The sequence below is a fragment of the Pseudarthrobacter cellobiosi genome (assembly GCF_023913815.1).
Classification (GTDB): Bacteria; Actinomycetota; Actinomycetes; order Actinomycetales; family Micrococcaceae; genus Arthrobacter; species Arthrobacter cellobiosi.
Window position 1 is genome coordinate 250,751 of the sequence record NZ_JAMXBK010000027.1, and the last position, 20,864, is coordinate 271,614.

At 62.2% G+C, this 20,864-nt stretch carries 17 protein-coding genes; 3 read left to right on the top strand and 14 right to left on the bottom strand.

The window, feature by feature from the left end; all coding sequences use genetic code 11:
- Positions 1-284 precede the first annotated feature (284 nt).
- The 3 genes from mobF (at position 285) to NG701_RS21240 (ending at position 7,577) form a co-directional block, all read left to right on the top strand.
- Complete coding sequence (gene mobF / locus NG701_RS16705; RefSeq protein WP_252568905.1) at positions 285-3,449, top strand: MobF family relaxase; 3,165 nt, start codon at positions 285-287, stop codon at positions 3,447-3,449.
- A 444-nt stretch (positions 3,450-3,893) separates the two neighbouring features.
- Positions 3,894-4,439, top strand: coding sequence for a hypothetical protein (locus NG701_RS16710; protein ID WP_252568906.1), 546 nt, complete (start codon positions 3,894-3,896; stop codon positions 4,437-4,439).
- A gap of 267 nt (positions 4,440-4,706) precedes the next feature.
- The gene (locus tag NG701_RS21240) at positions 4,707-7,577 is read left to right on the top strand and encodes an AAA family ATPase (RefSeq protein WP_252568908.1); all 2,871 of its coding nucleotides are present in this window, start codon (positions 4,707-4,709) and stop codon (positions 7,575-7,577) included.
- Positions 7,578-7,811: 234 nt separating this feature from the next.
- Here the strand turns inward: NG701_RS21240 and NG701_RS21245 are convergent, their stop codons facing one another.
- From NG701_RS21245 to NG701_RS16780, 14 genes are all read right to left on the bottom strand, one after another.
- Entirely contained in the window at positions 7,812-8,993 is a 1,182-nt protein-coding gene (locus tag NG701_RS21245; RefSeq protein ID WP_252568909.1) for an alpha/beta hydrolase family protein, read from the bottom strand.
- A complete protein-coding gene (locus tag NG701_RS16725; protein WP_252568911.1) occupies positions 8,974-9,249 on the bottom strand; it encodes a hypothetical protein in 276 nt (91 codons plus the stop codon). The genes NG701_RS21245 and NG701_RS16725 overlap by 20 nt, the downstream gene beginning before the upstream one ends.
- 100 nt (positions 9,250-9,349) lie before the next feature.
- Positions 9,350-10,447, bottom strand: coding sequence for a hypothetical protein (locus NG701_RS16730; RefSeq protein ID WP_252568913.1), 1,098 nt, complete (start codon positions 10,445-10,447; stop codon positions 9,350-9,352).
- On the bottom strand, positions 10,444-10,935 hold the full coding sequence (locus tag NG701_RS16735) for a hypothetical protein (RefSeq protein WP_252568914.1): 492 nt from the start codon (positions 10,933-10,935) through the stop codon (positions 10,444-10,446). The genes NG701_RS16730 and NG701_RS16735 overlap by 4 nt, the downstream gene beginning before the upstream one ends.
- Before the next feature lie 148 nt (positions 10,936-11,083).
- Entirely contained in the window at positions 11,084-11,587 is a 504-nt protein-coding gene (locus NG701_RS16740) for a single-stranded DNA-binding protein (RefSeq protein ID WP_252568915.1), read from the bottom strand.
- A gap of 58 nt (positions 11,588-11,645) precedes the next feature.
- Positions 11,646-12,623, bottom strand: coding sequence for an ArdC-like ssDNA-binding domain-containing protein (locus tag NG701_RS16745; RefSeq protein WP_252568916.1), 978 nt, complete (start codon positions 12,621-12,623; stop codon positions 11,646-11,648).
- Between the two features lie 21 nt (positions 12,624-12,644).
- Positions 12,645-12,773: a hypothetical protein gene (locus NG701_RS21045; RefSeq protein WP_256475891.1), complete on the bottom strand. Its 129-nt coding sequence runs from the start codon at positions 12,771-12,773 to the stop codon at positions 12,645-12,647.
- Between the two features lie 55 nt (positions 12,774-12,828).
- Positions 12,829-13,338 carry a hypothetical protein gene (locus NG701_RS16750; RefSeq protein WP_252568918.1) on the bottom strand — a complete coding sequence of 170 codons (510 nt, stop codon included), beginning with the start codon at positions 13,336-13,338 and terminating at the stop codon, positions 12,829-12,831.
- Positions 13,325-15,136, bottom strand: coding sequence for a type IV secretory system conjugative DNA transfer family protein (locus NG701_RS16755; protein ID WP_252568919.1), 1,812 nt, complete (start codon positions 15,134-15,136; stop codon positions 13,325-13,327). Before NG701_RS16755 ends, NG701_RS16750 begins: the two co-directional genes overlap by 14 nt.
- Positions 15,133-16,350, bottom strand: coding sequence for a putative type IV secretion/conjugal transfer ATPase (locus tag NG701_RS16760; RefSeq protein ID WP_252568921.1), 1,218 nt, complete (start codon positions 16,348-16,350; stop codon positions 15,133-15,135). Before NG701_RS16760 ends, NG701_RS16755 begins: the two co-directional genes overlap by 4 nt.
- A 239-nt stretch (positions 16,351-16,589) precedes the next feature.
- Positions 16,590-18,062 (bottom strand): SCO6880 family protein, encoded by a 1,473-nt coding sequence (locus NG701_RS16765; RefSeq protein WP_252568924.1) that lies wholly within the window; start codon positions 18,060-18,062, stop codon positions 16,590-16,592.
- Entirely contained in the window at positions 18,055-19,434 is a 1,380-nt protein-coding gene (locus tag NG701_RS16770; RefSeq protein WP_252568927.1) for a hypothetical protein, read from the bottom strand. Before NG701_RS16770 ends, NG701_RS16765 begins: the two co-directional genes overlap by 8 nt.
- A gap of 9 nt (positions 19,435-19,443) precedes the next feature.
- Complete coding sequence (locus NG701_RS16775; RefSeq protein WP_252568930.1) at positions 19,444-19,731, bottom strand: hypothetical protein; 288 nt, start codon at positions 19,729-19,731, stop codon at positions 19,444-19,446.
- A 114-nt stretch (positions 19,732-19,845) separates the two neighbouring features.
- Positions 19,846-20,730 carry a C40 family peptidase gene (locus NG701_RS16780; RefSeq protein WP_252568933.1) on the bottom strand — a complete coding sequence of 295 codons (885 nt, stop codon included), beginning with the start codon at positions 20,728-20,730 and terminating at the stop codon, positions 19,846-19,848.
- Positions 20,731-20,864: the final 134 nt, after the last annotated feature.

Here is a 20,864-nt window from a genome sequence, read left to right on the forward strand (position 1 = left end):
GCCTCGGCCGACCACGACGTTGAACTGGCGACGGCCTACGACCGGCTACACAAGATGGCCGTTTCAGCCGATCAAGCCATCTCCACGGCGACCGCATTGGCAGAACGTTGCCGCCGTCTCCAGAGCGAAAACTGGTCGCTGCGCCAGCACCGCGGGCAGGACCTGAGCGACCTCCAGCTGCTGGCCGCTCGCCTTGTCTCGTTCACGACGGCGGGCGCCCACTTGGGGGAACGGGTCACCGACGTCTTCACTCGCCGGGGATGGAACACAGGCAGGACCGACCCATGACTGTATCGATAGCCAGGCTGTCGAGTGAGTCCGGCGTGAAGTACCTGCTCAAGACGACCCTGCGCGCTGACGTCGCAACCCGCAACCTGACCGATTACTACACGCAGTCCAGCAACCCGCAGGGCAGCTGGCTGGGTGCCGGCCTGGCCGGCATCGGCGTCGAATCCGGCTCCACGGTCACACCATCGGCGGCTCAGGCGCTCTTCGAACGGGCTGAAAATCCGACGACGGGCGAAGCGTTGGGCAGGCATCCACACCAGGATCCGCCTTCGTCGCACGCAGCCCCGCAGAATAGGCGCCCCACCGTGGCAGGTTTTGACCTGACGTTCAGTGTCCCGAAATCGATCTCCGTGCTCTGGGCGCTGGCCGACAGCGTGGACAAGGCCAGGATCCTGCGAGCCCACCACTCCGCCCTCGACGCAACGATGGTCTGGTTGGAAGCAACGGCGATTCACACCCGCGCCGGCCACAACGGCATCGCCCGGCTCAGCGTCCGCGGCGCAGTCGCCGCGTCCTTCGACCACTGGGAATCCCGGACCGGAGATCCCCAGCTTCACACCCATGTCGTGATTGCCAACCGCGTCCAACGCAACTCCGACGGCGCCTGGGGCACGCTGGACTCACGCACCCTCTACAAGGCCACCGTCGCCGCGAGCGAGCACTACAACGGTCTCCTGTTTGACCAGCTCAAACGCGACCTCGGCACGGCCGCCGACGTCCGCCGGCCCGGCAAGACCGAGCTCAACCCCAAACTGGAGCTCACCGGCGTCGACGACATCCTGATCCGTGAGTTCTCCAGCCGAACCCGGCTGATCGACGTTGAAACTGACCGGCTTGTCCAGGACTGGGCCGAAACCCACGGCCGCGAACCCACCGCCACTACCAAGATCCGGCTTCGCCAGCAGGCCACGCTGTCCACCCGCACCGCCAAGCCCGACCTCATCGTCCCACTCTCCACACGGACCCTCGAGTGGCGGAACCGCGCGGCCGCCATCGAGTTCGACGCCGAACGTGTCGTCGCCGAAACCATCAACCGCTCACGCACTGCACCACTGCACCAATCGGACCTCGCCGCGGACTGGATACAGTCCACAGGAAGGCTTGTGGAACACGCTGTTGCCGGCCGACGAGCCACGTGGAGCCGGTGGAACCTGCTCGCTGAAGCGGAACGCATCTGCCTCGAACTCCGCTGCGCGAGTCCAGAGGACCGGCGGCACATCATGGATGCCGTCGCGACCGCCGCAGAAGAGCAATCCGTGCCACTCAGTGAGTTCCGCTACGGCCCAGTGGCCAGCACGGCTCCCGATCTGGCCTTCGATGGGCACAGCGTCTTCGACTGGCCCAGCGACCACCTATACACCGACGTGTCCACGCTGGCCAACGAGGTCCGCGTCATGGCAGCCCACCACACAACAGATGCCCCCGCGCTGTCTCCGTCCGCATGCTCCGCCCTCACCGAGTACACGAACGCCAGGGGCGTCGGGTTGTGGCCGGACCAGCTCGACGCAGCGGCCAGCATCCTGGGAAGCGGGCGCCGGCTGGACGCCGTCGTAGGGCCGGCCGGAACCGGCAAGACCACCACCATGGCTGCGGCAAAGAGCCTCTGGGAAGCACAGCACGGATCGGGCAGCGTCATCGGTCTGGCCCCCGCCGCGGCATCGGCCGACGTCCTCGGACACGAGCTCGACCTGGCAACGGACAACGTCACCAAATGGCTCTACGAATCCACTGGCCCCGGAGCCGCCAACCGCGCCGAACAATACCTCGACGCCGAGCAACGCTACCTGGTAGCCCTCGCCACAGCAGGCCGCGACTCGTCGTCCGCGCGCTACATACAAAGGCTCGCGCAGCAGCTCAGCGTACTCACCGCGACACAATCCAGATGGCGGTTCCGCACCAACCAGCTGGTCATCGTCGACGAAGCATCCATGGTTCCCACGCATCATCTCGCGGCCCTTGTCGATCAGGCCGAGGCAGCCGGCGCGAAACTCGTCCTCGTCGGCGACCCTGCCCAGCTGGACGCGATCGACGCCGGCGGCATGCTCGGGTGGCTCAGCCGCACCGGCAAAGCGGCGCAACTGACAACCATCTGGCGCTTCAGCCAGTCCTGGGAGCGCCAGAGCTCCCTCAAACTTAGGTCGGGCGACTTCCAGGCCATCCAGGACTACAACAGCCGCGGCCGGATCCGCGCCGGCACATACGACGCCATGGTCGACGCCGCCTACGACCGCTGGAACACAGACGTTCAGGCCGGCCGGTCATCCATCCTTATCGCGCCCGACAATGACACCGTCGCCATGCTCAACGAACGCGCCCAGGCCGACCTAGTCACCACCGGCAGCGTCGACCCGGAAATAACCGTCATTCTCAGCGACGGACTACACGCCGGCCGCGGGGACAGGATCCTGGCCCGCCGCAACGACCGTCGCCTTACCGACGAAACAGGCGATTTCATCCGAAACGGCACACTCATCACAATCACAGATCCGCCGGCCTTGGATGGCTCTGTCACAGGCATACGGCTCGACACCGGCGCCACCATCACGCTGACCAGCCGCTACCTTGCCGAGTCCGTCGAACTCGGCTACGCCACAACAGCCCACCGCTCCCAGGGAATCACGGTGGACACCGGGCACACCCTCGTCTCGGAAGGACGCCTCACCCGCGAACTCTTCTACGTCTCCATGACCCGCGGACGCCACTCCAACACCGCCTATGTGTGCGAACCAGACCCGCGCGACCACCACGCCATCGATCCCTCAACCCTCCCGGACTGGCAGCAGATCCTCAGCCAGGTTCTCGCGGCAGAGGGTGCCGAACACACCGCCCATGAGGTCCAGGCCTCCGAAGCGGCGACGGCCGACTCCCTGAGCCTGCTGATGGCGGAGCGGGACTACCTTCTCCAAATCTCCGCGCACGACGACGTCACTCGCCTTATCAGCGACCACTCCCCCGAGTCGCTTGACCGGCTGCGTCAATCACGGGATTGGGGCCCGCTCACCACGGCCTGGAGGAGGGCTTCCGCTGTGAACCGCGCCGCTGCGGAGGAAGCCCTCGTCGACGCACTCGGGACTGCGGCGAGCGGCCACGACTCTGCATCCGGTATCCGCTCACGACTGCTCACTCTATCGCTCCGAAACCGGCCATCAAGCCCGCGCTGAACTGGCCACTTCTATTGCCCCACGGGAAGACATCAAACTGCTGCTGGAGAAGGTCGAACATCGCATTGCCCAACGGCGCCGCAACACCACTCGGGCAGCGCAAATAGAAGATGCCACGTGGAAAGAAACGCTCCGGGCCTTGATTCCTGGCGCAATTGATCCGCACGCATGGCATAGCCTCGTCAGGGAGGTTGCCAGTTACCGTGACCGCTGGGATATCGACGGTGACATCCTCCCCCTCGGACCCAAACCTGACCCGTCCGACGCCGTTCTAGGCGCGGAACACTCGAGGGTCCACGCCGTGATCGCAGCGATGGCTGCTGGAGCGCAGGGGACGAACGACTCAACAACTTCCGGAACGCTAAATCGAACTTCTCGCACGGCCGCCGCTGTTCAGCCTCTAGACCTCGGGAGCTAAAATTGGAGGGTCAACGGGCGGTGCAAATGAACGCTAATCCATTCGTGAAGCCAAAGATAATGACGGGCTGGCTGCTAGTTGCCAGTGCCTCCGCGGTTCTCTGCCTTGCATTCAGCACAACCGCGATCTTGCCGACTCCCGCGTCACTGAGCCCATGGCTGCTGGTTGTTTCATCCCTGGTGTTCGCTGCGGCCGTGGGCGCCGTCTGGCTAGTACGGCTGCGACGGACGAGTAGGTGGACCAGGCTGGCGATCGAACAGTGGCAGAGGCTCGAGACAGCCAGACTTCACGTAGCAACGACGACCGAAGTCACAATCCTGTCCATAGAGGCGGTGGAACCGACCGGTACATGGGTGACCTTGCGCTGGAACCAATTCGATCACGTTCAGCGCGCCTGGATGGAGGCTCTGCCCAATGAGATCTGGGAAGGCGCCGTCCTCCTGATTTCACCTGATCCGGCCCAGATCCAGCTTGGCAGCCCATGGCCGCCGATCTATTACCTGAAAGCTCAGAACTATCACGGCTTCGCGCCGGCAGCCGCATGGGCGGACTACTGCAGAACTCGCGGCTAGCATCGCGGCTACGTCGCGAAGTTTTTTACCGATCGAGTAGGAATCAAGAAGGCTGCAGCTCGCAACAGCCCCACCAGCCACATTCAGGGACACGCATGCCCCCCGCCGCCGGCGAGTCTTTGCGCGTCCCGGGCCACTGCGAAAACTAAGAAGGGCGAGTTGCAATCATCGCTGATGCTGAATACACGGTGCCCACCCAGGCGTTTGGCCGAGTCTTGGACGCTGAATGTCAGACCGGCACGCCAGAATAGGTGCTGGGGTTGCACAGTGACCCCGCGTGCACGAAACGACACTTCACGAAAAACCCGTGCATCCTGTCATCGTCAATCTCTGGGGGAAGTCATCGCTGGTTCCATCTATTCCGAAGTGCTCACGTATTCGCAAGGTCTGCTGCCATGGCAACAGGATGCACTTCGCAGACATGCCGGGAGTATTAGCCTGTCGGATGCTGACTTGGATGAACTTACTGAAATCGCGTTCATCGCAGCTCTGTCGCAGTCACTTGGTCTCGACGACGATGACCATGGAATAGACCCACCTGCACCAGACCCCCTAACACAGGCACACATTCCTAGTAGTTCTTCGGACAGCCCTGCTGTCACCCTAAAAAAGGTCACACATCTCCAAGGCGTCAACCGGATGCGGGCTAACACAGACCTCACCTTGTCCTCGACGGGATTGAATATCGTTTTTGGTCTCAATGGTGTCGGGAAGTCCGGCTATACAAGGATTTTGAAGTCCTCTTGCCACACCCGCCACCCCGAATCCATCCTTGGTAACGTTTTCCTTTCTGACAATGTCGAGCCACGGGCAACCATCGAATACCTGCTGGGGGACCAGGAGAAGAGCCACGAATGGAACCTTGGCAAACCGTGTGGCGACCCGCACCTTTCCCGCGTAGCCGTTTACGATTCCAAGTCGGCACAAAACCACGTCTCAAGCAGGGGAACGACCCTGACCGTCACACCGGACGGACTGGAAATGCTGCAAAGCCTTATCGCTACCTATGATGCCGTGGCACTCCAAGCCAGAATGCGGCAAGCTGCTGTTCAGGGCACGGCATCACCCGGCATATACAGGGAAGCCACCGATGCACAAGTCAGGACTGCGCTCGGCACCCTCGGCAAGTTCGGAGGCTACGGGATTATTGAAGTCATGGGAAGCCTGGATGAGACCGAAGAGTCTGAACTGCAGTCCCTTCCTGTAAACATCAGTGACAGGAAGACGAACAGCCAAGCCACGAGACAGGCTCAGGCACAAACGAAACAGAACATGACGGCGACTCAGGCACGGAGAATCGAGACACTTGCTGAGAAGGTCACCGCTGAACAGATTGTGCAACTGTGTGTTATTTGGAAGCGTCTGCGAGCCACCAGGATTGAGGAAGCCGAACAGACTCAGCATGATTTCTCCCAAGAAGCAGTCCCCGGAGTTCTCAGCCGTCATTGGCACGAGATGTGGAACGCAGCCAAGACCTATGCAGACCAGGTTGGCTTCACGAACGACCAGTTCCCTTCGGAAGACATGTCCAACTGCCCGTTGTGCCACCAGCCCCTGACCGCTGAAGCACACGCGCGGCTTCGGCGTTTCAATAAAGCGATGGAACTTGACCTCGCGGCAGAACGCCGCCGGCTTACCGGGCTAGGCAGTCAGCTTGTCGATGGCATCCGCAACGCAGCGGCTGACGACCAGATTGATGACCACTTGTTAACCGTGCTGGCAGAAGAAAACGGTGACGTCCTCACCCAGCTCCGTGCAGACGTTCTCACTGTACGCAGTTTCCTCGACAACCTTCCTGCTGACACAGACACAGCCGAATCCATTGATACGCTCGTTGCACCGTTCATCCACGGTTCCGAAGTTGCGGAGGGAGACGGCGGATCTGTGGAAGGTTTTACGATCGGTGACAGCCTGACCGGTGGCGTGACCTTCATCGACAAGATGGCGAAAACCTTCGAGGCAGACGTAGAAAAGATCCGGGCTGAGTCCGGGGATGGTTCCGACGTCGCTGACATGGAAGCGAAACTGTTGCACCTGCAGGACCGTGCCAAGGTTGCTAAGGCCCTTCCCGAACTGAAGAAACTCCATAACAGACTTATCCACATTGAGTCATGGCAGACCGTCATCGGACAGTGTGCCACCTCGGGTCCTTCCGTATTTTCGGGCAAGGTATGTTTTGACTACGTCCAGCAAGTTGCCGCGGAGTTTAAGGACAACCTGATGATCTTGGAGGACCGCCCGCGAGGCGGTAGCAGCGAACCCGCCCTGCAGGTTGAACTAGTTGCCAGCAAGGTCAGCAAAGGCACGAGCAACATTGCATTCACCATCAACGGCGCAGCGAAAGCCAAAACGCCGGCTGAGGGTGTTCTGAGTGAAGGAGAGTTGCGCGCAGTATCCATCGCTGCTTTCCTCAGCGATGTCTCCAGCAGTGGTGACGGTTCAGCCATCATTTTTGATGACCCGATGAACTCCCTTGATCAGGCCTTCCAAATCAAGGTTGCCCAGCGGCTGGTAAAGGAAGCACGCACACGGCAGGTCATTGTGTTCACTCACTCCATGGCATTCGTCGGTGCACTTTGGCACGAGGGCGTAAAGAAAGACCTCTCGGCTCAAATCAAGGAGGGGATACCCAGCCCCATCGAGGTTAAGAGTGCCTTCATCGAGATAACTCAGCGTGCAGCAACCGGTACGGGTCAGCAGGTTGCCGGAACCGGAACGCCCAAGGGCGGGTACACGCCCCTCTACGCCCTCTTGGAAAAGGAGCTGTATCCTGCCGCGAAAGCCCTGTTTGAGGCTGTGGACGACTCAGGCTACCAACGGGCCTGCGAAAACTTTGCCAACAACCTCAGGAAAGCCTGGGAATATGCGGTGGAGGAAATCGTCATTAATGGAGTTGTGGCACGGAACAAACCGAGCATTTCAACCATGAAGCTTGGCGGACTCCTGGCTCTGACTGCTGAGGACGTCACCACCATCAACGAGGGCATGGAGGTCAATAACTTTTACGTTCACTCCACGGGAGAAGGAAACGAAAAGCGCCTGCCTGAACCTCCAGAGCTCTTGGAGCGATTGAAGGACATAAGCGCCTTCGTCAAGGGTTATAAATCCCGCAGGACCGCTGCCCTCGCCCAGTTCTAGCCAGAACCCTCACCTGCCGTGGTCTCCTTGCTGGCATCCCTGAGACCACGGCAATGTGTCGGACTTCTGCTGAGATTCGCGTGCGCAGAAGGCTTGAGATTTTTCTCCGTCCTTCGATCCAGAACAAGCAGACTGAAGCGGGTCCACCCGCGCCTGCAGACAGCGATCTATGCAACTGACGAGGTTCGGGCAAATACGCCTAGCCCGTCTCAGCCTGCTTTTACTTTTCCTCGATCACCAGAGCGGCATCCGAGCCAGCAGCGCAACTACAGCGTCCTCCCAGCATTTAGAATCCAGGTTCCACTCGTGCGAATGCCCCACAGTGTCGAAGGCAACGAGCTGGATTACATCGGGACAGAGATCAGCGACCTGCTGTGACACATGGAATGGCGTTGAGGGATCCTGCCGTCCATGCAGCACCAGCGTGGGCTGGCTGATCTCTGCGGCCCGGTTCAGCCAAGCCATCTGCGCAAAGTCGATGGGATCTTTCATGCCCGTGACCCACCGCATTTTCGGCGATTGCAGCAAGCGCAGCCCGAGCGATGAGATCCAACGCGGCAGCCCGCTGGCACTGGCGTTCTCGGTTAGCGTCGTCGTCCAGTCCATGACGGGCGCATCCAGGACCAACGCGACTATGCGGTCCGAATGGGCCGACAGATCGGCAAGTCGAAGCGCTATCGACGCCCCCAGTGACCATCCGAACAACACAATCTGCTGTGCCCCGTTGTCGACGGCGTACTGCACAGCCCCCTCGACGTCGAGCCATTCTGTCTGCCCGAGAGTGTACCGCCCATCAGCCGACGGCGGTGCCTCACCGTCGTTCCTGAACGAAACAACCAATGACGAGTAGCCCAGCCTGACGGCCACCGGCACTCCGCGAAGGGCGCCGGCCCTCTTTCCACCCATCCCATGGATATGGATGGCCCAGGAGTTGGGCATCGACGAGGCCTCCGCCGGGTCAAACCTCCAAGCCGGCGCTATCCCACCTTCCACCGGTATCTCGACCTCAGAATGGGGCAGCCCCAGCTGATCCGGCTTGGAAAAGACGTACGCGCTCCAGATCCCAGCCGTAGCGGCAGGCAGGTCACCAGAGTCGACCCGCTCCACTAGGCGGGTGACAGTGCCGGCTTCCAGATCGCTTGCGACCACTGGTCCAACACAAGCATGACCGGTGCCGGTGGCAAACCAAATGCTGTAACGGCCCGGCGCTGATGTCTGCGCCGAAGCTGGCAGTTCAATCAAGAGCTCGCCGTCAGGTCCGCCAAACACCCTTCGGATAGGTAGGTCTTCCCTCCTCGTGGTCTTGGGAACGACAACCTCGCGCGCGAAATACGCGGCACCTAGAAAGGCCATCAAGGCGCCGACTCCCCCGACTGCACCCAGCCCGAGCAGGACTTTACGAACCACCGTCGTCACCCCCACCACCCATCCGTTCGTCGATTACCTTCCGAAGCTGAACCAAAGTTTCCGGAGAGATGCCCTGCAGCTGCCTGGCTGCAAAGTTTCGCACGCGAGCTTCTCGCATGGTGCGCAGCAACTGCAGCTGAGCATCAACGAGCCCGTGAACATCACCAGTTTCGTCCAGCAGGTAGTTCGAGTCGACGCCGAAGAACTCTGCGAGATTCCGGAGCAAGGCTGCATCCGTCGCTAAGGAACTGTCGCCGCTGCGCATGTAGGCCCACCGCGAGCGCGACAAAGGCGTCCCGAGTTGTGACATGTGTTGGCTAATCTGCGGATAAGTCAGCGATTCTGATCCCTGCGCCTCAAACAGATCAAGCAGGAGGTTGAGCCTCCGAGCAAGTTTGGCTTGAGGCGTTTCTTGAGACTCGCCGGCTGTATCTCCCACGAGGTGCCGTCCTCCTTTCGATGTCCCCTAACCGTTTATGCGGACCCGCCCGTTGGTGCACCGCTAGGTACTCCTCCGCTTGTGCCAACATCTCGACTTCCTGGTTGCTCAATAACTTAGCAAGGGGCGGATCAACGAGCAGCGCGTCTTGGGTTTCTACGAGCATCCTATGAAGCCGCCATCTCGCGGAGTCACGCTGATCGGCAACGTTCACACCGGACTCAAGCCGAAGCTCCGTCCGTGTGCCGGTGGTTTTATCCCAGATGTCCGTCAGCCCGTTAACCAGCAAGGCTTCTGTTTTCGCATCGCTCCTTCGAGTAACACGACGGGCTACCGGCGGAAGTGCCAGCCCTGCGCACAAAAAGATCATGGCGCCCAGCACGGCGCCGTCGTAGACCACAGACAGTGCGCGCATCGAGTGCAGGTCGCCAAGCAGATGGAATATGTCCATCCCAAGCACTGCCAGGACCAGCACTACCGCCAGCGAACAGCCCACACCAATCAGCGTGAACGCGAAGCGGAAGTAGGGCCGGGTCATGTCTCCGCGGAATCTGAAACACGTGTAGCCTGTCACGCCCACAACTACTCCCATGTACACAAACTGCACCGCAGAATAGATCGCCGCAGACCATTGCCCGCCGTAGTCCAACATGAAGCTCGTAGACGATTGGGGCGCGTCTATGACACTAAAGCTCACAACGAGTCCCACGACCACCAGGCCCAGGACGGCCAAGCCGAACCTGTCCGGCGTCGCGGGCAGTTCACTCGGATCCGCAGCGCGAAGGATCGCCCTCGACAGGAAGTAGATACCGACGACCATCAGCGTGTTGGAGCTCAAGTCCAACACGTTGCGGCCACCCAGGATCGCGTCCCCGGCGATATACACGGGGTCGATGTTCAGAGTGAGTGAAGACGCAATGGTCACGGCTGCGACGACGATGCTCTGGTCGCTTCGGCGTCTCACCCCTGGCAACAAGCAGAGCACTAATCCCCAAATGACAGCGGCGGCGATGGTCTGGATCATCCGAACACTCTTTCGAATGAACGGGGTTCAAGCGTGCTGTCCCGGATGGCGGCTGCAAAGAGATCCGCCAGAGTTTCTGCGGCTGCCTCCAGCCGATCGACAAAACTGCTCCGCATCAGGACCCGCCTGACCATCGCCTCGGGAATGTTAGCAAAAAGAATGCTGGCATAGTCCTTAGGAATGCCCACCTCGTCGTGCCGCAGGACCATGTGGCTCAATTCGTGGAGAACGAATTGTTGGCGATGAAGTCCCGATGGTGTGGCCGCGTGAAGAATGATTTCCTTCGTGTCTGTCGAGAGCCAGAGCCCGCAGAGAGTAGATCCGTTGAGCCCGTCGGCAACATCGATGGTTATGGGACGGTTGCGGATCGACTCCACCACCGCGACAAGCCGCTCTAATGTCAGATGTGTCGGCAGCCGAAGCGAGCTGAATGCCAGCGCCGCGCTGTCCGCTGGCATTGAATTTACGACGAATGAAGGATTTTCCATTGGTATCCCGTCATTGCATCGGCCGGCCAAGGTGAGGCGACCGACCCGACGTCGAGCGGTCCAAAGGGCCGCAGGAACGTCGTATCTACTATTGAACCGCTCTTGCTCTGGACATGTCCAGAGCAAGAGCACAATGCGGCCCAAGGACTTACATCTGCAACCCATTCGATGTCCGGCCCGCTCCGACAGCAACCGAAGAAAGTCCTCCCTGCGGTGCAGCTCCCCAGTCCTCCCCTGGTCCTAAGTCCCGCTGTGTAGGTCCTGTGGGGCCCGCAAACACCTCGGCGCTCGCCTTGGGCGTCCGCTGGAATGCGACCGTCCCGTAGCGCAGGTCGGGCCCCACGCTGTCGGCCAGGATGCGGTGAGCCTCGTGCTGCACTCCGTCCCTGTCGTAGTGGCGGAATTCCATCTCCCCGCCGATAACAACCGGGTCGCCCTTCTTCAGGGAGTTGGCGACATTCTCTGCCAGCGCGCGGAACGCGGACACGTTGTGGAAGATCGGCTCTCCGTCCCGCCAAGAGCCGTCTGCATTCTGCAGTCGCTGATTTACGGCCACACGCATTTTCGCGTGGGCGACCCCCGACTCACCGAAGGAGAGTTCCGGATCGGCGACGAGGTTGCCGGAAATGGATACCGGGATTCTGGTGCCCATGGTTTGGTGCCTACCTTTCTCGATTCCAGCCGGCCAGTCCGGCTGGAAATCTGGAAGCTCATTTCGCCCGGATGTGGGAGGACGCGGGGCGCGGCCAAGCGTGGATCGGGTGCGAATCGACCTGCGCGGCAGCAGAGGGCGCCTGAAGCGACGCCAGCTTTCCGCCCGCACCGACGGGTTGGGTGATTTGAAGGATGTCGCGGCATGTCGCGGTCACGCGGCCGAGAGTCGACCGGGCTATGTCCATCCGCGTCAGGAGGTGGTCCTGCTCCCCGTCCCCGGCCCACCCGGTCCGTTCGACGTCGATGACCTTGTCCGCCCATCCGGCGAGATAATTCGATGATTGAGCGCCACGGTCTATGCCATGCGCGCGCAACACCGTATATGCGACGGACTCGGCTTCCACCTCGGCGAGTCCGCGGTGCTGCAGCCCGCTGCCGTACAGTGCTCCGACTTTGTCGTCAGGTCCATGAAGGTGCACGTGTCCGAGCTCGTGCGCCAGGACGGCCGCGGCGTCCTCCGGACCGAGCCAGGCACCGACCTGGACCCGTCTATCCGCAAAATCAGTGAAACCGCTCGACATCGAGCGCTGGCTGCCCGTGACGTCCACGGCGAAACGGCGGCGTTCCGCAGCGCAAACCAGGGACTTCCAGAATCCCGCTGGGACATCCATCCCGACGCCGGCACGCGGCACATAGATCGGCTCGCCTTCCGTTTGGGAGACATCGAAAACCGCCTGGCCGCGCCAGCCGACAATCTTCCTGTCAGCCCGCGGGACGGCTCCGAGCTCCTCCACTCCCCTGACCCCGACCGTGTCGTTGCCAGAGGCTTCCGAGGAGTCCGAGTTATTGGGTGCCGTTCGCGGAGCCAGCACCCAGAGCGCATGCTCACCCTTGAGCACCAAACGGCCATGCCGCTCCCATTCGCGGTACCCGGCGACCAGCGTGGGCGGTTGGAGCCCGAGCAGTTCGCGCTGGGCCCTAAGCAGTGCCACGTTTCCGCCGGAGTAGCGCCACAGCGTGGCCGACGTATCCAAAAGTTGATGCCAGCGACCCGGCTACGATATCGCGCCCTCGAGAATGGCATGGAGCTGGCCTGTCAGTTGGATGACGCGCGCTTCGGGATCCAGTCGCTTACCAGCCGCGCCGTTGTCCGCGTTCGACGCCGCATCTCCGCCAGGGGCCACGACAGCCTCCTCCATCGCTTCTTAGTACGGATCCGCCCCTACGAGTAGCGGACACTTATCCATGCGACCAGCCGGTTCTGTTCGTATGATCTTGGGGCGTCGTGCGCAGTTGGTGCGATTCAGAGCTCCAAGCAAGGAACTCTGAATCACCTACAGGCATCACACGTGGTTTGGCCTCCCTGTGGGCCTGCAGTCCGACGCAACCAACAGCCTTGGTGTAGACCCGAAGCCGCTCGACGGCCAACGACATCCGTTCGTGGAACCCGAGCGGGCCGAATCCGGAGTCAGCTTCACCATAGGAGGCTTGTTCCGCCCTCTGCAGTGCGTATAGTTCTGCAACGAGTTCAGCGTGCCTCCACCAGCAGTCCGGTACGACCGAGGTCGACAGCCTGTACGTGGAGACGAACCACCGTACCCAGAGGTCCAACTCCGTCCAAGCGGTCCTGACTGTGTCCGGATCGAGGTCCCGCCACCTGTACGTTGGTGTCGTTGTACCCTGCGGCTTGGGCTCAAGTTCGTCGAAGAGCAGGGCCAGCGGATCGCCGTCGTCTTCAGACTGTCCCATCGGGAGCCTTTTCGACAGGCGCACGCTGTGCGGCATGGCCCAATGCCAAGGCTTCCTCTGCCTCCTGCTTGAACCGACCCAGGTCTGCCGCATCCTTCCGTTGGTGCCAACCGCGGAGGTCAAGCAGGATGGGCCGTGTTCGGCGCCCCAACATCAGGGCCGTTCCGGGAGGAAGCCGCCGGATCTCGTGCAGGGCAATGACAGGCAAATCGCGGATCTGTTCGCCAATCTGCCGGCCTTGGGAGGACCAAGACCGGGTCCTGTACGTGAACTGACGCTCCCCCATCAATGCCGCAAGATCCCGAAGGTCGCGTTCGTCCGATCCGCCGCCGAAAATGACTTTGATGATGGCAGATTCCCAGATGGTGGAGGCTTCCTCGATGGACCAGCCTGAGCGGGCCTGGGATAGCGACTGCAGGACAACCATGGTGGAGATCCCGATTCCGCCGCCGTCGGACAATGTCACCGGGAGGCCGGGCCAGGGCGAGAGATTCGCGATCTCGTCGAGGATCAGCGAAAGAGGTGGATCGAGTCTCCCGCCCGCGGCGGTGAAGGCCATCTCCCGAGCTGTGGCGTCAATGTCGTCGATGAGAGCGGACAGGTAAGGCCCCGCGGCAGCCGCCCCGGACTTCGTGCCGATCAGGTACAGAGTTCCGCGTTCGCGGATGAAGGTCCGGGGATCGAATTCGTCCTCGGGATTCGTCGGATCCAGGGCGGCGAGGACTTTCGGGGAGCACAGCGGCGCCACTGCAGCCGATACACCGATCCAGGAGTTCGACGTGTTCCGGGGATCGTCCTCCAGAATCCCCATCAGGTCCGATTGCCAACCAAGGGCCGCCCGCGGACCCTGAAGGACTTCCAAGGCCTCCGCCGCGAGCACCGGGTTGGAAGACCACCGGCGGAAGGCCCTGATTCCCTCGCCGGAGAGCGCCGCCGCATGCAGGAGTGTTTGAAGAACGATCTGGGCACGCTTTTGCCAGGCGGCATTCTCGCCCGTCATCTGTGTGTCGGCCGAGATCACCAGCGCTCGCCGGACAGCAATGTCGGGGTCTTCACAGCCACGGACCGGTGACCAACGAAGCGTCGAGCCCAACCCTGACATCCCTTGAGGATCGAACACGGTGACCGGCCGTCCTCCGCTGGCCCTGGCCTTCATCGTCACGGCCAGGTTGTCAGCTCGGGTCGACGTGGTCACCACGGCACCGGGGGCATCGAGAATGGCGTTGATGACCACAAAGAGGCCCTTGCCGGAGCGCGGCGCCCCTTGGATGACCATCGATTCCTCGGTGGAGACGTTGATCTTCACGCTGCGTGAGGTGCCGAGGGTCCAAGACACATCGGCAAGGCGCAGCCGTTGGAGGCCGGGCCTCGTCACGTGCCCCCGGCGCAGCGCCGCCCTCCGCCCAAACTCCCGAGCTATCTCCGCCCGTTTAGCGATCCCCTCGCGGCTTAGAATCTCAAGCCGGAGCCAGGCACCCGACTGCCGCCAGCCGTGCCACGCAAACAATACAATCACTGCCCCGGTGGCCAGAACGGCGAGCGCCGCACCCAGCAGCAACCGAACGACGAAGATGTCGATCGTGCAGCTGTCTGGGATGTGCCCGATGGAGCCCACATCCCCCGTCACCAGCACGACGACGGCGAACGGACTATGCGAAACCTTCAGCTCAGTCCCGCATTGCCACAGCGCTACGACGCTCACGGCCCATTCAGTCACTGCGCATGCGGCGAGGTAGCCGGCAAGACAGAAGAGGCCGAGGTTGAGGAGCGGGACGTCTTCCTGATGACGGAGTGTCATTCCAGCATCCTGTGGTCCGTGGTGAAGACTTCGAGCTCATCAGTGGTCACCCTGTTGGCGACGATGAACGATCGGCTCCCCACCTTCCAAAGTCCGACGCCCTTGGGCAGGTTCTCCACCTGTTCACACTCGGCAGCCGTAAGCCCCAGTGCCTCCTTAGTCAGGCGCATCGAGTCATGCTTCTGCCGGTAGACGATACGAGTGTCGGCCTCAGTCAACAGGCCCAGGGCCTTCTGACGGTACCCGCTGGTGCTGTCCCCAATCTCGTTGAGATCGGCCACCTTGTGCATGATCAGCAGGTTGGCGATGCCGTATGTGCGAGCCAGCCGCCATTGTTCGCTCATCTTGACCAACATGTACGGGTCGGCCAGCATGCGCCAGCCTTCATCGTAGACAACCAGGCGCTTGCCGCCATCCGGGTTGGTGATGGCCGCTTCCAGCCACGTGGCACTGCATGCGGCCGCGAGCGAGAGCGCCTGCTCGGACGCTCCAATGAGCCCCGACGTGTCCATCACCATCATCGGTGCATCCGCGTCGAACGTGACCGTGGACGGCGCATCGAACATACCTTCGAGGTCACCGGAGACGGTGCGGCGCAGTGAGTGCGCAACTGAAGTGCCGCCGTCGGGCCCTACGAGCTTGCGCGTCTCCGGGGCCGGGTCCAGAAGCCGGTCGAGCACCATGGGAAGCGTTGGGGTTGCGTTGGCGGCCACGGCTTCAGTCAAGGCCATGTCCAACGCAGTGTGCTCGACAGGCAGCAGCGGCGCCCCCTGGCGCATGAGCGACACCAGCGCTACCAGCAGCTGCCGGCGACGCTGCCGGACAACAGCCTGCCATTGAGCGTTGGACAGATCGCTCGCCCGCGGGCCAGTGTCCAGCGGATTCACCCGCGTCCGGCGCCCCGGACCCACGGAAATCACCTTGCCCCCAACAGCGCGCGCAACCGGCACCCACTCCCCCTTGGGGTCAGAGGCAACGGCGGCCTTCCGGCCCAGCGTGATCGAGCGCGCCACCAGCGACTTCGCGCACATCGACTTGCCCGTTCCCACGGTGCCGATGACCACGATGGACGGGCCGCTGATTACTCCCTTGTCGTACAGAATCCAAGGGTCATACGAGAACGCGCCTGAGCCGAAGACATCCGAGCCGATGTATGTCCCTTCGTGCCCAAGCCCCGATTCAGTGAGAAACGGATAGGCGGCAGCAAACGTCATCGTCGAAGCCCGGTGCGGGGACGGCTGAAGTCGATGCTGACCAGCCATCTCATGGGGACCCGGACGACGGCGTTTGGCGGCTTCTGCGTTCGGCGCATCGTCAAGTGGCTCACGCGTCAGCCGTTCCCACACTCGCTTCGTGCCGCCGTCGTCCGTTCCCAAACGTCGACGGCGGCGTTCCCGACGAGCGCTCCGCGTCTCACCAGCGGAGATGAACTCGACCCTATTGCTCTTCGATTTCATTTGAGTCCCCTACCGAGTGGCAGCCCGCCCGCGATGAAGGCAGCCCATTGCTGCCCCACCAGCAGGCGAAGGTCGACGAACGCGCTCGCAGCAGCAGATTCCAGTTCCTGCCGGCAACGCGAGAGCTCCTCCAGCGTCGCGGCGGTGATGGTTACGTACGCCGCCTGGCGGACATCGCCGTGGCCGGCGACGATCTCTTCCTCGCGCTGCTGCACCTCCTGTTCCTCCGCGAGCTGTTCGCGCGTGGTCGGCCGGTCGAACTTCGCGTTGATCCGGCGTCTGGTCTCGTGGGATTCCTGCGCGGACCGGATGTCCTTCAATGCCCGGTCCGCGGGTACAGCCCTGAGGACCTGTGTGACGGCGTGCCTAAAGCCGCCGACATAGACGAGTGGGTGAAGGAAGCCCGCGAACACCTTCTGCCGCGGCCATTCTGCAACCCAGAACGTTTGGTGGAAGCCCGTGTCTGTCTGAAGATACGACCAGTGTTCCTCCATGCCCATCGGGCCGGACTGTGCAGGGTCAACGCCCTCAACGTCACGTTTTCGCTGTTCGATCGCTACGACCGAGGACGGGTCAAAGGCCCCACGGAGGATTGACGCGAACTGCCTGTCGGAAAGCCATTCTTCGACCTTCACACCGTGGGTCTTAAGTCCTGTCGCCAGCGCCTCCAGCTCCGACCGCAGAGTCTGCTCGATCCCTGCAGCCCCGCCTCCGGCGTCGCGGATTCTCCGGCGAGCGCGGGCGGTGTCCAGCACCAGGGTCAAGAGAATGTCATGGCTGCTCGTTGTACCCGCTGCTGACACAAGATCCTGGTACGAGCGGTCACCCCACTCGGTTCCCGGCGACATCGACTTCCGTGCTGCCACACGCCGCCTGTAGTACTCCTCCAGCGCCGAGGCAGGGAAGTGAACGGTGTAGTCCTGAATCGCAATACGGGCAACACCTGGACGTTTGGCTAGGTTGGCTTGGACTCGGGACCATTCCTGCACGGCATAGGCCTTGTCCTCGTCTTCAAGCAAGGCAAAGGCCGTGGCACGGCACCGAATAACGGCGAAGGCTTCTCGTGACTCGCGGTCGACGCCGAAACACCAACCTCCCGCCGTCTGATGAATGACCAGCGTGGAGAGGCCCCCAGGGAGGACCAGAGACCCCACGATCACTGACTTCTCGGGGGACGCCAGGAACGTGGTCTGGTGTGTAGCTTTTCTCGCCGTAAAGCGGGCCGCGGTCAGGATCCACACTGGATAAGGAATCCTGGCGTACTGCAGAAACCCGAGGAACAGCAGTGAGAGCCAGAGCGGACTCGTCCAGAAAAGCCTTTGGGGCCCACCGACTGCCGACGCTAAGCATGCCGCGAGGATTCCACAGCCCGCGAATGCCAACTGATACCACTGCAGTCCGAGCAGGACACCGTGTCGTTCCTGCCGGGGGAAGCTGACGGGATGGAGACCCCCGGTTTCGTCAGTCATGGTGGCCTTCAATTCTTGGTGGGATCACCGTCGTAGTTGTTTCGGGTTTTGGTGCAGGAGGTTTCGGTGCCGGAGGGGCTGGGCGCGGTATATCCGGAGCCGGCTGGACTGTGGCGGTATCGTGCTGGGAGCCCGGTACGCGGGATGCCGCCTCATTGGCGCCTGCCCCGAACCCGGGACGATCTGCCGTACGGGCTGGCGCGTCGGACCCCCGCGGCCCGGAGAGCAACTGAAGTTGGGATGAGCTGACGACCGCCGAATCTGGAGCGCCGGAAGGCCTCGGGATGGTGGCGGCTGGCCGCGAGACTCTTGCCGTGAGAGACCGGGGAGTCGAGGGAACGGGTGAAAATCCCGATGCTCCACCGTGTCCCAACCACAAGTGATGGCTTCGGATCTGGTGACTTAGTTGGCGTCCGGAGAACCCTGCCGCCGCTCGTGCTGTTTGGCCGCCGCCGGCAGCTCCTGCTGCTGCGGCCAGCTCACCGCCGGCGAAGCCGACAAGCTTGAGCGCAAGCAGCGGCGCCGCACAGGCGACAGTCATGCCAACAGCGCCCGCAGCGATCCCGGCAAAGGAGGTTGAATCGGAAAACAGCTTTACGGCTACGGCCAGGATGGTCGCCGCGAGTGGCTTGGCCAAAAGCAGGGCCACCACTACCTCGCACCACCGTGCCATCCATGACTTCGTCTTCTCCCACGGCATCATCATCAGGGCCACTGGAGCAACTGCTCCGAGGACGATGAGGGCAAAGGACCTGAATATCATCGAGCACATCAGAATGAAGGCGAGGATCCAGATGATCAGAGTGGCGAAGACTGTTATGACCAACGCTCCGCTCAGTGCCGATGGTGCCGTACTAACTGACCCAAGCACGAGCTTCCACTCGTTGACAGATCCTGCGGGAGCCCGCTCGAAACCAAAGAGGCGCATGAAGACGACGTACGGATCGGAGCCGAGCGTCTCCAGAAGCGCCGTTGATGCTTCGTCGCTGACGCGCGTCAGCGTCCGCATCAGGTAGACCGCAGCTCCTACAGCGGGGATGGCCAGCAGGCCGCCGATCAGGGCACGCCAGATCCTTCGCGACTGTTGGGCGATGAGACCCGACAGCAGTTGCAGAATCATGGCGACGACGAGGGGTGTCGCCATGACAACAAGCCACCATCCGGTGAGGCCCTGCACGGCCGCCCATTGGGAGTCATCGACGTTGGATGCTCCGAACGCGCCGGAGATGAAGGACCAAAGCCAGGAGGCGATGCCCTCCAGAATGCCGGCAAGAAAGGCGTTGAACGCAGACAGTGCGCCGTTTTGGGCCTGCGAGACTAGCCCGCAGCCTGGAGGCCACCACGCTCCGGGAGCGCAGAGATCGGGCAGCATTGCGGAGCCCTAAAATCCGAGCTGGAATGCAGTTTGCGACCACAGGATGTAGCCGTTGATGCCGCCGAGGATCGCAGCCACAGGCCCGGTCCACAGGAGAATCATGCCGCCGCCCGAGGCAAGGCGCGATGACTGGCTGAGTTTGCCAGCCAGGAGCATGGCGGCGCCGATGACCGCCACGATGGCTATCACGATGAAGGCACCGACGAGGATGCCGCCACCGATCTGTTTCAGGGACTCCAGGAACGGGAAATTCGTGTTGGGGACGATTCCAGGGTCAACGACTGCGAAGTTCATGACATTCTCCGTTCAGGTGTAGACGCAGGCGAAGACCTGCGGTTATCTCTCCATGTGCTCGTTGCGTGAGCCGTACATGACTGCCTGGGTCTATTTCTGATTCAAGTGGCTGATCTAGCCCAGCAGCGTGAAGTAGCGGCTGCCGGGGTTCCAGTCGATGGGGTGGAGCAGGGTTCCGGCGCCGGGATTGAGGGCGCTGTACATCATCCCGTCGCCTGCATAAATCCCTACGTGGCCCCAGTGCTCCGGACCATCCGGGTTCTGGACAACCAAGTCGCCCGGTAGGGGCGTCGAAGTCGGAACGCCCACAACCCACTGGTCGACCCGTGGAAGCTGCCTGCCGATCTGGGCGTAGATCCACATTACGTAGCCTGAGCAGTCCCAGGCTTTGAAGGCTGTCCCTCCCCATACGTACCTTCCGCCCAATCCCTGTTGGGCGAAGCCAATGATCGCGCGCCGTTGGTCATCCAGGTCTCCCGGAATAGCCGGCGCTGGACGGCCGCCCTTCTGACCAGGTCTTTCGCAGCGTGGCACCGTGATGTCGCCGGCCAGCGCGGCGATGATTGCTGCGGAGGCCGGTTCCCACCGTGCGTACCGCTCAGGGAATGCCGAGACTTGAACGGCTTGGGCTGCCTCGCCAAGGGACATCCGTTCCCAGCCCCCGATGTCCAGCAACCCCCGGGGAGAGCCCCGGTTGGGACCGGCGGCTCCACCGAAGAAGGCGGCCGCGTTGTACTCGGCACGCATGAGCTCCTGCACGCGTCCCCATCCGGCGCCGGGCCGCTGCTGGGCAGAGCCAATGGAGTCGTGGTCGTACCCGAGCCCGTCGTTCGGGAAGCCCAAAGACTCTGGGACTGCGGGATTCGCAAGCATGCGCAGACCCGACTCCTGGAGGGCCATCATGATTGATATCTGGATTGCCTGCCCGGGCACTTTGAGGGACCGTCCGACGGAGATATAGGCCATAGCGACCTCCTGTTGCCGCACGTTGAGCGTCATGGGTGCCCCATTTGGGCCCGAGACAGTCAGGGCTTCCCGGCCGACACCGGTGGCACCGCCATCACCGGATGCATCCGGCCAGACGCACACGTCTGCGGCGTTGGATATTCCGGACCCAAGGAGAGCAAGGGACC